We start from the raw sequence: 12,345 nt of genomic DNA, 5'->3' as shown, positions 1-12,345 counted from the left end.
CTTACTCCCTACCTTGTTGCCGTCATCGCCTTATCGTAGGCGGCGATCTGGGGCGTGACATCGTCCTTGCGGACGAGCTTGAGGAATTCATCGCCAGGGCGGGGCGGATTGTGCCGGAACACGTACCATTGCCCGCCCTGTTTGCGCTGGTAGAGCACGTTGCCGATACGGCCATGGTCGAAGCAGGTATCGGCCTTGCCGCTTCCCGCCTCGGCTTTCCAGGTGGCGCGCATGCACAATGTGCCATTGGCATCGACGGTCCAGCGGCCTTCACCGATGGACTTCTTGCCCTTTTCTTCCGTTGCAGCGATGAATTTACGGCCGTCGGCGATGAAGCGCCCGCCGCCCGTATCCCATTTCCAGGTCTTGTCGAAATACATCTCCACGACCTCGCTGGTTCTGAGCGGCTTCGGCGTCTTCGTGCCGCCTGCAGCATGGACGACGCTTGGCGCGACCACCGCAAGACAGAGTACGAAAGCGGAGAATCCGCATGTGCTTATTGTTGTTTTCATCACAGCCTCCTCCTTCATTGTCCGACCCTATTGTCGGCCAGCATGATCTCTCCGGTTGCCACCGCCGGCGGCGGCGCAACGATTGGTTCTGCCTGCATTTCCTGCGGCCCGCGCAGTCCAGGCAGTGCAATGCGCAGTTTCAGACGCACCGACCTCGCACCTTCCGCGCCCGCGCCTGCGACCGTGAACCGTGTTTCGGTAAAACTGACATAGGGTTGTCCATGCGAGAGAGCTTCCAGCCCACCAATTGCATGGGAGCTGAGCTCCGCAGCACTTCCCGCCACCAGCAGCAAGGAACAGGCGGCAGCACTCGCTCCACCGCGCAGGGCCGGCAGCTTCGGCAAACCGTTTTCCACTGCATGGCGGATGAGCAGAAACACCGACAGGCCCGCATAGATCGCCACATTGATGGCAGCGAAGATAAAGAACCCCTCCGCGCCGTTTTGGCGCGGCGCCAGAACCATGGCAAGAAGGCTGAGCGCCGCGAGGACCATGTATGGTGCGACTACCCGCAGCGGCAGCGGCGGTTTTGCCTGCGTGCCCTTAGGCGTGATGCGGAAATCGACAAAATCGCCACGGATCGTGTCACGTATGGCTGCCAGCACACCCATCAGCGACCATGGCCAGCGCAGGAACAGGAACACCATGGCCTCCCAGCTGAAAAGCTTCGCATCATGCGGACGGAACGCGCCCGTGGCCCGCCAGAAGAAAGCAAACACGATCATGATCAGCGAAACCGGAAGGAAATGCGCCAGAAACGCCGGATAGGACGCGTTGACCAGCACATGGCCTCTCATCAGCGCCACGGCCGGAAGCACGAACATCAGAGCCATGAAGCCGGAGAACAGCGGATACCAGAGTTGCGAAAACAGGAACTGGAACTTCAGTCGCGCGGGTAGCTTCGGCACGTAATGCCGTGAATACTGCAGCAGAATGGTCATGAGGCTGCGCGACCACTGGAACTCCTGCACGATGAGATCGGCAAAGGTCACCGGCCCGTCGCCATGGGCGATAGCATTGACGGCGTGGACGCCGCGCCAGCCGCCGGCATTCATCAAAAGCGTGGTGGAATGATCTTCGGCAAGCTCCGGCCCGAGGCCGCCCACCTCCCGAAGAGCCTTCGTGCGCACGGCGTAATGCGAGCCGATGCAAAGCGGCGCCCAGCCATTATTGTATCCCAGCTGGAGCGCACCATGCAGGCTTGCTTCAGCATAAAGCCTGCCGCGTGCGGCCCAGCTTTCATTGGCATTGGCGTCGCAAATGCTTGGGGCGGACACATATCCAATCCTCGGATCGGCAAAGGGACGGATTACCTCGCTCAGATAGTCGGGTTCCGGCACGTGATCCGCATCGAACTGGGCGACGAAATCATAACGCTCGTAACCGTAACGGTCGTAAAAATAGGCGAGATTGCCCTCTTTGCAGCGCGTGCGCCGCGGCCAGGTCTTGCGGTGATACTCGGCAATGCCCTGTCGGGTGGAAACGAAAACGCCGTGCGCGCCACACCATTTCAACGTTTCCGCATCCGGGGCTTCATCGGCAAGCCAGACGTCGAACTCCAGCCCCTTCTGCTCCAGCATGGCCAGCAGTGTCTTTTCCACTACCGCGAAAGGTTCCGACGGCGCTTTGGTGACCACCATCGCCACCCTGCCCCGCGGCAGAGGCGAGCGCGGGTCAACAACCCTCGCGTTGAGAAATATGAAGATGAAATAGGATGGCAGAAGCGTGATCCACGCCAGCGCCAACGTGACCACGGAGTAGTAGGGCCAGTCGATGACGCGATCTCGATCGAGCCACCAGATCCAGAAATAGGCGAGCGTCACCAGCCAGCCACCGATGCCAAGCAGGTAGGCAAGGCGGTTCCAGCCTGTGAAAACCGGCAGCATCCGCAACACGCCTGCAGCGGCACGGGGGGATGCGACGGAGGGCGTGGAGCGCATCGTCATGACAGCACCTCCAGTCCAAAACCGGGACCGGCCGTGCGGATGATAGTGTCTATATCGGAGCGTCTGGGCGCAAAGCCGAGCGTCTGCCGTGCGCGTTCTATATCGGCAAAGAGCGCCGGAGGGTCTCCTGCGCGCCGTGCGCCGAAATGAACAGGGACTTCCTGCCCCGTCACGCGATGGATTGCCCGAATGATGTCACCGACCGATGTGCCGTGACCGGAGCCGAGATTAACACGCAACGTCTCGCCGCCATCGGCAAGATAGTTGACGGCGGCAACATGGGCATCGGCTAGGTCACTGACATGGATATAATCGCGAATGCAGGTACCGTCACTGGTATCGTAATCGGCACCGAACACATCGAGTTGCGGCACCCTTGCAGCAGCGGCCATCAGCGCACGGGGAATCAGATGCGTCTCCGGTTCATGACGTTCGCAAAGCTCGCCATCCGGGTCCGCACCGGCGGCATTGAAATAACGCAGCGCAACGAAACGCAGACCATAGGCCGCGGCATAATCGTCTAGCGCCATCTCGAAGATCAGCTTGGTGCGGCCGTAAGGATTGACCGGCGTCTGCGCCGTCTCCTCACGGATGGGCAGTTGCGGCGGCACGCCGTAGGTGGCGCAGCTGGACGAAAACACCAGTCCGCCGATATTCTGGTCAAGACAGGCGTCCAGCAGCGAAAGACTGCCACCGACATTGTTGCGGTAGTATTTGCGTGGATCCTCGACGGACTCGCCCACATAAGCGTTGGCGGCACAATGAATGACGAAGGCTGGTGAGAATTCCTGGAGCGTGGCTTTCAGGAGACCACGATCCAGAATGTCGCCTTCGATAAAGGGACCCCAGCGGACCGAATCCGCGTGACCGGTCGATAGATTGTCATAAGCTATGGGCTTGAAGCCGGATTGCGCCAGCGCCTTGCAGATGTGGCTGCCTATGAATCCGGCCCCGCCCGTGACGAGGATTGTGCGGGGCATCTCATACGGCCTCCACCACTTTCCGGCCAGCCAGCAACGCATCGAAATAGACGATCGTTCTTTCAAGGCCGATTTCGAGCGGTACACGCGGCTGCCATTTCAGCAGCTCGTTTGCCCGCGAAATATCCGGACGACGCTGCTGCGGATCGTCGATCGCGGCAGGCAGATGGACGATGCGCGAGCGAGACCCTGTCATCCGGATAACAATGTCGGCCAGCTGCCGCACCGGAATTTCTGCGGGATTACCGAGATTGATCGGCCCGGTGCAGTCTTTCGGTTTGGCCGAGAAGCGCAGGAAGCCATCGATCAGGTCATCAACATAGCAGAAAGAACGGGTCTGGCTGCCATCACCGTAAATGGTGATGTCGTCCCCCTTCAGCGCCTGGACGATGAAGTTCGAAACCACACGGCCGTCGTCAGGGCGCATACGCGGCCCGTAAGTGTTGAAAATGCGTCCGACCTTGATATCGACACCGAAAGTGCGGTGATAATCGAAAAACAGCGTTTCGGCGCTTCGTTTCCCTTCATCGTAGCAGGCGCGCGGCCCGATCGTATTTACATTGCCGAAATAGGTTTCCGGTTGCGGATTGACGCGGGGATCGCCATAGACTTCCGAGGTCGAGGACTGCACCACGGTAGCACCGCATCTGCGCGCGACTTCCAGCACATTAACTGCGCCGAGTACATTGGTGAGGAGGGTACCGACGGGATCGCGCTGATAATCAGGCGGCGAAGCCGGAGAGGCAAAGTTGAAGATCAGCGAAACATCGATGTCATAGGGTTTGCGCACATCGTGCTCGACCATCAGAAACCGCTTATTGTTCCGCAAATGCTCCACATTCGCGGTACGGCCGGTCGAAAGATCATCGAGACAGATCACCTCGTGACCGCTGCTCAGCAACCGCTCGCAGAGATGGGAGCCCAGGAAACCGGCGCCACCATTAACGAGTACCCTTTGCCCGGGCTTCCAATCTGAGTAAATGGTAACGCCGTTATCATGTTCGTTGGGAACGAAATTACGCATAACACACACCTCCCCACGGTGAATCAGCACAGCCGATTCAACTAAGTGAATTAAACTCTCCATTTGACGCTATCTGAATATCATCCCTCTATTTTTTCTTCTTCCTGAGGTTTTAATATTCACATCTGATAAATTTCCACTTTCATGATAAGCGCAGGCAAAAACAGGTCAACTTCAATTTATCGAAATATTACAATTGATTACCCAAACTTACTCAAAATAGCCCGTTGTTTTAATACTTTTTAACTACGCCTCCATTATGCCTTTCTTATTGAGCATTAGCGCAAGCTTCGCTCAACCAGTCGGGGCTATCCTGGTTTTGTAAGGCTCGGTCCACCGGGAACAAAACCGCCCGGCGAGATGCGACAGACAGTCGATTTCAGGGGACACACATGATGAATGAAATGCCTTATTTCCGTGGCGGCAAAAAAGTCCGTCAATGTCGTCTTGCGCTCGTTGCCGGCGCACTTTTGACTTTCACTTTCGCGACCGCTTCATGTTCCGTCGTCGAAGACGCCGTTCTCACGACCGCATCGGCCAGCCCGACTACGATCAAGAGCCGCGTCACGCCGGCGAAGGCGGCCTATGGCTATCAAAAAACCGGCAACGCAGCCGTTACGCTTGTTGCAGATGCTTCGGACACACCGACAGTGTCGCGACCTTCCTATTCGGGCTCTTCTCCCTATATCTGCTCGCCGAGCGGATTTGGGCAAAAGTCCCGCTGCTTCCTGAGGCCCTGAGCCTCCTGCATAACGTCCGGGCTGCCTCTGGCAGCTCGACGCTCAGTTCTTCCAGTCGGAGAAAGTCGCGCCTTCATCCTTGTTGAAGAAACGCGACGCCGCCTCCGTGCGGTTGCGAACGTTCATCTTCTTGTAGATGTTGCGAACGTGGACCTTCACCGTGTTCTCGGACAGATGAAGCCGGTCGGCAATGATCTTGTTCTGCGTACCCTTGCATAACAGGTCGAGGATTTGCACCTCCCGCGTCGTCAGCGTCGCCATGTCGCTCCTGCTCTCGGCGAGGGCATCGGCACGGTTGGCGATGACAGGGCTGTTCTGCACGCTTTTACCACCGACTGCGGTGGGATAGGGCGTAAGCTTGCCTAGAAGGGCCGCCGGGAAATGCTCCCCGCCCTTCATGAGCAGGTCGACCGCCGCCATGAAGACGTCGAGCCGGAGATTGAGCGGCAGCACACCATCGATGATGCGCATTCCCACCAGCCGCTTCAGGGGCTCTTCAATTTTGTCGATCGTTTCCACGACAAGCGCAATCGGCGCTTCAGGATGTTTTTCACGGATCGCCGACAATACGCTGTGAAGCCGCTCGCCCGCCAGGCGATAGGGCAATACGAGCCGGACATCGGCGCCGTAATCATCGTCAATCGTTGCTGACGATGTCACGCTTACCACGGAGAATGTAGGGAACTTTTTGCCCAACGCCTCCATGAGGCACTCGGAAAACAGGTCCGGATCCGCTACGATCAATAAAGTTCCATTTATATGTGTAACGGCGTTTTTTTGTTTTGCCGCATAATCTGACGTTCCCATGAACATTGACGCCTCCCTCAAGCGCTTACGCATTACTTTCTTTTGATTGCGCAGTCTGTCATCCGCCCGGCGACCTACCCCTTAAAACTTGGGGGCGATTCTCCGCTTCATGTCATGTCAACTATTATTAATCACCCGTTAATTCGTACACGCTAATACGAAAAGCTGTGTAAATAAATGGCCCAAACGGGTTATTTTTACAATTGACATACAAAATAGGTTAAGCCGGATCAGAATCAGTGAACCGGGAACCGGCGTAAAAACAAATATATCGGAAAAGCTTTCGTGCTGGTTTTGCGTTCCGACGAAATGTAACTTTCAGTTGATATCCCTCGACATAGCTCGCCTGCTGCACATGCCGAAGCCTGTGCCTTTTCGGGATGAGAGCATCTCTCCACCGAAATAAACCACGTTTCATGAAAGAGCCGCTCTGCCCTGCCGAAGCGGTGTTTTTTCGAGAATGAACCGGCGAACGATGCCCAAGACAACCGCTGGCGACGTATATATCCGAGTGGAACGCCGATAGGTTTAGCCCAAATTGATATCTAGGAAGCGCAATTTTTCTGCGGCACAGTCTGACCGTCGCTGAACGGCGGCTGATGGAAAGACACTCCCGGCCTTGACGTGTGTTTGAGAGCGCCGGACCCTTTTCAAGAAAACATGCAAGCGAAAAGACGAAGCCACCGCGCTCCCCTGCTGGAGCGAGGAACGGATTTGTGCGCCCTTTTTTACCGAGTAGCGCACAAGGGCTGAACAAAAAGAGCCCGTCCACGGGCCAATACCGAACCGCAGATGATGCGTAACCGAGTCCATCTGCAAAACATCAATCTTCATGCTATCCGGAGCAAGCGCGAAAAAATCCCATTTGAGATGAGAGGGATTTCGAAAGCTGCTCCGAGCTTTTTCGGAGGAAATCGAAATGGGTTATGATCATAAATCCGCTGGCAGCGACGACGATATCACCAAGATCGGCGCGCTTTCCGATGGTTTTGCCAACACGTCTACCAATGACGCCAAGGTGGAAGACAGCAACGTCGGCACCGCGAACGGTGAAAACCGCAACAACGACAATAGCGACAACAGCACCAATGTGGATGTTGATGCCAAGATCGATGTTGCAGTCGGCAATGGTGACAATCGCGATAACGACTATGACTGGAGCTATGACAGCAAGTCGTACAGCGATAACGACACGACGACCAAGACGAGCACCGAAACCAGCACCGAAATCAAGACCGATTACGACTGGAGCTATGAAAGCAAGTCGTACAGCGACAACGACACCAACGTGAAGACGATTACGGATACGGACAACAAGACGTTCTCCTATTCCGACAACGACACCTCCACCAAGGTCTCGACAACCACCGACAGCTTCAACTCCTCGGACAGTTTCTACAAGTCGGATGACGACTTCGGCAACATCACGGGCGTCAAGGATGTCGGCAATCTCGGCATCGCCGGCGGAGACCTCACCTTCAATCTGGGTGACGACTTCTCCTTTACCCTGGATGTCGACAGCATCCTCAACGACTCGCTCAACGGTGACGGCAACGACACGGGCTTCAGCCTCGTGCAGGCCAACCACCTGGCGGATCAGGATGAGGCTTACGACATCAAGATGCAGAACGGTGGCGCCGAAAACCACCTGAGCGCCAATGCAGGCGACGCCTATGGCGCAGAAGGCATCGACGGCAAGGGATGGGATCTCAAGGCCGGCGACGACGCAGCGGGCACCAGCACGGCCGATGCATCGGCAATCCTTGCAAATTCCGGCTTCCATCTGGAGCTGGTGCAGGGCGCCAACATGCTCTCCAATGCCGTTGACGTCACGGTCACAGGGGGCAACTCCAGTGTCTCGGACGTCGGTGAGGATCACTCCTGACAACCATCTCTTGACGAAAAGAGCTGCACCGGCGTCCGCCGGTGCAGTTTGCGGTTCATGGACAGGCCTGGCGACAGAGAAGCACCGCTTCCAAGACGTGTGCCGCCCGCCATCTGTGACGTGCCGCAATGATCGGGGAGGGACCTCCAATGCATATTGACAAGATTTCAGACATGATCGCGCATTTCATCGGCCTGTTCGACACGATGGCCGAAGAAGCACGTCTGCGAAACAACTATAGTGAAGGCCCCGCACGTTCCGGGCCTGAGCAACTGCCGGAAGAGGAAGCAGCAAGGCTGCTCGACAAGAACTATGACGTTGCACTTCAGGACTACGATCCTGGCGTCAAGTACCATGCCGGCTATTACGACTTCGATTATCTGCCGCCGCATTTCGCACGCACGGTCGAACATGACATGCAGCAGTTTGCGAATTCGATACCGGTCGATATTTCCGCTGCGAATTTCCGCTTTCCAGGTCGCCTTTCCTTCGAGGACGAACGTGAGCTGGTAATTCATACCGGCCCAGGCTCGGTTGTCGCCCATATCGCGCAGGTGAATATTCTTCAGGACGATGATTATCTGAATATGACGGACGGCCCCAACGTGGCCCGCGACACCAGCTTCGTCACTGAACGTACAGTCGAATTCTACAACGAAGCGTCCGTCTTCACCCCTTTTTCCGGTTTCCAGCGCACCGACAGCTATGATGCGCTGCAGGCTCTCGCCAGGACCGCGCATGATTATATCGAGCACGCCCGAGACAACGACGTTACCTCACTCGGGACCGGCGCAGATCAGGATTTCGTCCTGGCCGGCAACGACATCAATGGTCTTTATATCAATGGCGTTGCCGCCGCTGAGAAGCCGGCGCTGGACGACTACATGCCGGATCGCGGCATTGCCAAGCCTCCGGAAGAACCGGAACGAAGTGACGTTGCGCTGCATGAAGAAAGTCCCGCCGGCAACAGTCTTGATGTGGCCGCAGGCGCGAATGTCGTCGCCAACGTCGCCACATTGGTCAACACCGCCGTCATGACCTCCGTCACCGCCGTAATGGGTGACTACCACCAGATCGATGCGATCACCCAGGCCTATATCTATAGCGACAGGGACGAAATCGCTTCCGTTTTCACCCGTTCCGAGGATCAGGCCGACACGGCCGCCTACAACATCGCCAATTTCGAACGCAGCGTTTTCCCCGGCGCGGAAAATACGGCTGCGGAGAGCCCTGAAACCGGCGAAATGCCGATTTTCCCCACCGCGTGGCGCGTCAGCGTATTAGAGGGTGACGTTTCCTTCGTGCACTGGATCGAGCAATACCAGTTCGTCAGCGACAACGACACGATGACGATATCGACCTCGGGCGCCACCGTCAGCCTGCTGACAGGCGGCAACGCCGCGCTCAACATTGCGAATTTCCTCGGCATCGGCATGCAATACGATCTGATCATCGTCGGCGGCAATGTGCTGGACATGAACATCATCAGCCAGATCGCCGTGCTCTACGACAATGACTGGGCGCGCGCCAACTCCGATGCGCCGGAAGGCGCCGCCATCCAGTCCGGCAATAACCTGCTGTGGAACGACGCCGCCATTCACAATGTCGGCAGCGATGACCGTTTCGAAACCATGCCGGACTATATGAACCAGACTGTGAACGCCATCAACGAGCGCGATCCCAACATGCCGGATGCGCTTGCCCATGACGTCAATTTCGCCGGCTATGAGGGTCTGAGCGTCCTCTATATCACCGGCAATCTCTACGATGTCAGCATCATCAAGCAGGTGAGTGTGCTCGGCGATTCCGACGACGTTACCCAGGCCGCGGCCAAGGTACTCGAAAACAACGAGAATGCCGACGTCCATATCGATACCGGCAGCAATGCCGTCATCAATCTCGCGCAGATCATTGATTATGACAGCTTCGGTTCCACCACCTATGTTGCCGGCGGCGTTTATTCCGACGCCATTCTGATACAGGGCGGCATCATCGAAAACGATACGTCGCAGCCGGCGCAACCGGGTCAACTTGCGAACGAGGTCATCGCTTTTCTCCACGACGATCCCGCCACCATCGAAAACGAATCCGACGGCGTCATCAATGCCGGGCACGACCTGTCGTGGTCCAATGCCCACTCATCCGACGTCATGCAAGCGGTCACCGCGTAGGTTTTGCCGGCGGTAGTTCCGCCTGTGTAACCGCAAAAGCCGCAAGATCACCGAGGGGACCGATAAAAATGGATCATATTTCAAGAAGAACGATTGCGGATGGACGCTCGCTGGATTTACCGCTGGATCAGGACGCGGAAGACAGCAAGCTGACGGACGCCTGTATTTCAGCTATCAATGAAGCCGTAGAGAACCTTCGCCAGTTGTCGGGTGCGGAACAGATCGCTAGGGCAACCCCGCCCTCTCCGGAGGTGGCCCCACAGCCCTCGCCTACGACTCCGCAACCCGGCACATTGCGGGATATGCCAGCGGGAAATCCGGCACCGCAACAGGAGCCACACCCCGCGTCGCGACCTGCCCCCAAAGCCAAGATCGACAATGCAGAACTGAAGAGCGCGCCCGACCTCCCCTTCGTCAAGACTATCGACAACAATGACGGTCCGATCCGTGAAAACGAACGACGCCCGGCGACGGGCGGTGGCGGCGATGGCAAGGAACCAACGGGCAATGGCGGCGGTGGTGGCGGCGGCGGTGGCAGCAGCCAGAGCGGCTTTCATAAACGCAGCGAACCGATCAATTTCGCCGCAAGCCTTGCCAAGGGCATCGCCGCGGTGCGCCGCAACATGATTGTGGTGATGCTGTTCACCGTCGCCATCAACGTCCTGCTTCTCGCCATACCCCTTTATCTGTTTCAGATTTCGGACCGCGTGCTGACGAGCCGCTCGATGGATACGCTCGTGATGCTGACGGTCGCGGTTCTCGGAGCGGTACTGCTGCAGGCTTTCATGGATGCCATCCGCCGCTTCATCCTGATGCGTACCGCTGTGGAGCTCGAGGTTCAGCTCGGCGCTCCCATCCTGTCTGCCGCCGCACGCGCCTCCCTGCATGGCAGCGGCAAGGATTACCAGATATTGCAGGATTTACAGCAATTGCGCTCATTCCTCACCTCGGGAACCCTTATCGCTTTTCTCGATGCGCCGCTGATGCCGCTCTTCATCGTGGTGGTTTATCTGGTCCATCCGCATCTCGGTATTATCATCATGGTCTGCTGCGCCGTGCTGTTCACCATCGCCTGGCTGAACCAGCGCTTCACCGCACGGCAATTCTCCGAAGCCTCGGGTTATCTGAGCCGCGCCAATTTCCATCTCGATTCCATGTCGCGCAATTCGCAGATCATCAATGCGCTCGCCATGATCCCCGAAGCGGTAAAAATGTGGGGCCGCGAAACGGCGGGCTCGCTGAAATCGCATGTGGCCGCACAGGATCGAAACATCATGTTCTCTGGCGTGTCCAAGGCCGCGCGTATGATCACACAGGTTGCGCTTCTCGGCTGGGGCGCGCATCTTTCGCTCTCCGGCGAGCTGACAGGCGGCATGGTGATTGCGGCCTCCATCGTCTCGGGCCGTGCGCTCGCGCCCATTGAAGGAGCGATCGAGGGCTGGCACCAGTTCAACAAATCGGCCGCCTCCTATGGCCGCATCAAGCAGCTCCTCATCAGCTCACCGCTCAATTTCCCACGCCTGCGCCTTCCCAATCCGGAAGGACGCCTGGATGTTGAGCGCATTCTCTTCGTACCGCCACCGCAGAAGAAAGTGATCCTGAACGGCATCTCCTTTTCGCTGAAAAAGGGCGAATCGCTTGCCATCATCGGCAATTCCGGCTCTGGCAAAACGACACTGGGCAAAATGCTGGTCGGCTCCATCCTGCCTACATCGGGCAATGTCCGCCTCGATCTCATGGATCTGCGCAACTGGGACCAGCGGCAGTTCGGGGAAAGTATCGGTTATCTGCCACAGGACGTGCAGCTGTTCCCGGGCACCATCAAGGCCAATATCTGCCGCATGCGCGACGATATAGAGGACAGGCAAATCTATGAGGCCGCAGTGCTGGCCGACGTTCACGAGTTGATTGCCGGTTTCCCGCAGGGTTATGAAACCGTGGTCGCCGCCGATGGCGCACCACTTTCCGGCGGGCAGAAACAGCGTATCGCACTTGCTCGGGCCTTCTTCGGCGACCCCAAATTCGTGGTACTGGACGAACCGAACTCAAATCTCGACACCCAGGGTGAGCAGGCCCTGGCCAAGGCTCTGCTGCACGCCAAAAGACAGGGCATCACCACTGTCACAATCACCCAGCGGCCGGCGCTTCTGCAATGCGTCGACAAGATCATGGTGCTGAAGGACGGGTCGGTCGCCATGTTCGGCGAAAGGATGGACGTGCTGAAAGCGCTCTCCGGCAATGGCCGCCAGGCCAGCCAGTCCCCGCAGATCGAGGGTTGAG

9 protein-coding genes are annotated in these 12,345 nt (G+C 57.4%); 4 read left to right on the top strand and 5 right to left on the bottom strand.

The features are described 5' to 3' along the window. Nucleotides 1-8: 8 nt before the first annotated feature. From QE453_RS07310 to QE453_RS07295, 4 genes are read right to left on the bottom strand one after another with little or no spacing between them, the layout of a single operon-like run. Nucleotides 9-512: a DUF995 domain-containing protein gene (locus QE453_RS07310; RefSeq protein ID WP_004438628.1), complete on the bottom strand. Its 504-nt coding sequence runs from the start codon at nucleotides 510-512 to the stop codon at nucleotides 9-11. A 14-nt stretch (nucleotides 513-526) separates the two neighbouring features. Continuing rightward, nucleotides 527-2,458 (bottom strand): glycosyltransferase family 2 protein, encoded by a 1,932-nt coding sequence (locus QE453_RS07305; protein WP_142186510.1) that lies wholly within the window; start codon nucleotides 2,456-2,458, stop codon nucleotides 527-529. After that, on the bottom strand, nucleotides 2,455-3,438 hold the full coding sequence (galE, locus tag QE453_RS07300) for a UDP-glucose 4-epimerase GalE (protein ID WP_142186508.1): 984 nt from the start codon (nucleotides 3,436-3,438) through the stop codon (nucleotides 2,455-2,457). The genes QE453_RS07305 and galE overlap by 4 nt, the downstream gene beginning before the upstream one ends. Before the next feature lies 1 nt (nucleotide 3,439). After that, complete coding sequence (locus QE453_RS07295) at nucleotides 3,440-4,462, bottom strand: UDP-glucuronic acid decarboxylase family protein (RefSeq protein WP_142186506.1); 1,023 nt, start codon at nucleotides 4,460-4,462, stop codon at nucleotides 3,440-3,442. Nucleotides 4,463-4,854: 392 nt separating this feature from the next. Between QE453_RS07295 and QE453_RS07290 the strand changes: the two genes are divergently transcribed. Continuing rightward, nucleotides 4,855-5,202: a hypothetical protein gene (locus QE453_RS07290; RefSeq protein ID WP_309776615.1), complete on the top strand. Its 348-nt coding sequence runs from the start codon at nucleotides 4,855-4,857 to the stop codon at nucleotides 5,200-5,202. Nucleotides 5,203-5,244: 42 nt separating this feature from the next. On the opposite strand, the gene QE453_RS07285 is transcribed toward QE453_RS07290, so the two are convergent. Beyond that, entirely contained in the window at nucleotides 5,245-6,015 is a 771-nt protein-coding gene (locus tag QE453_RS07285) for a response regulator transcription factor (RefSeq protein WP_142186504.1), read from the bottom strand. A gap of 913 nt (nucleotides 6,016-6,928) precedes the next feature. Here QE453_RS07285 and QE453_RS07280 point away from each other — a divergent pair. The 3 genes from QE453_RS07280 (at nucleotide 6,929) to QE453_RS07270 (ending at nucleotide 12,344) form a co-directional block, all read left to right on the top strand. Next, complete coding sequence (locus QE453_RS07280; RefSeq protein WP_006698576.1) at nucleotides 6,929-7,894, top strand: hypothetical protein; 966 nt, start codon at nucleotides 6,929-6,931, stop codon at nucleotides 7,892-7,894. Between the two features lie 149 nt (nucleotides 7,895-8,043). Beyond that, nucleotides 8,044-10,065, top strand: coding sequence for a hypothetical protein (locus tag QE453_RS07275; protein WP_309776613.1), 2,022 nt, complete (start codon nucleotides 8,044-8,046; stop codon nucleotides 10,063-10,065). Between the two features lie 68 nt (nucleotides 10,066-10,133). Next, nucleotides 10,134-12,344 carry a type I secretion system permease/ATPase gene (locus QE453_RS07270; RefSeq protein WP_309776612.1) on the top strand — a complete coding sequence of 737 codons (2,211 nt, stop codon included), beginning with the start codon at nucleotides 10,134-10,136 and terminating at the stop codon, nucleotides 12,342-12,344. The last annotated feature ends 1 nt before the right edge of the window (nucleotide 12,345 follow it).

The organism is Agrobacterium sp. SORGH_AS_0440, from assembly GCF_031453135.1.
GTDB classification, from domain to species: Bacteria; Pseudomonadota; Alphaproteobacteria; order Rhizobiales; family Rhizobiaceae; genus Agrobacterium; species Agrobacterium pusense.
The sequence above is the reverse complement of the archived record's forward strand: the minus strand, read 5'-3'. Positions and strand labels throughout refer to the sequence as shown.

Coding starts and splice junctions, on each gene's coding strand:
- QE453_RS07310 (WP_004438628.1), bottom strand. CDS start 512: ATGAAAACAACAATAAGCACATGCGGATTCTCCGCTTTCGTACTCTGT.
- QE453_RS07305 (WP_142186510.1), bottom strand. CDS start 2,458: ATGACGATGCGCTCCACGCCCTCCGTCGCATCCCCCCGTGCCGCTGCA.
- galE (WP_142186508.1), bottom strand. CDS start 3,438: ATGCCCCGCACAATCCTCGTCACGGGCGGGGCCGGATTCATAGGCAGC.
- QE453_RS07295 (WP_142186506.1), bottom strand. CDS start 4,462: ATGCGTAATTTCGTTCCCAACGAACATGATAACGGCGTTACCATTTAC.
- QE453_RS07290 (WP_309776615.1), top strand. CDS start 4,855: ATGATGAATGAAATGCCTTATTTCCGTGGCGGCAAAAAAGTCCGTCAA.
- QE453_RS07285 (WP_142186504.1), bottom strand. CDS start 6,015: ATGTTCATGGGAACGTCAGATTATGCGGCAAAACAAAAAAACGCCGTT.
- QE453_RS07280 (WP_006698576.1), top strand. CDS start 6,929: ATGGGTTATGATCATAAATCCGCTGGCAGCGACGACGATATCACCAAG.
- QE453_RS07275 (WP_309776613.1), top strand. CDS start 8,044: ATGCATATTGACAAGATTTCAGACATGATCGCGCATTTCATCGGCCTG.
- QE453_RS07270 (WP_309776612.1), top strand. CDS start 10,134: ATGGATCATATTTCAAGAAGAACGATTGCGGATGGACGCTCGCTGGAT.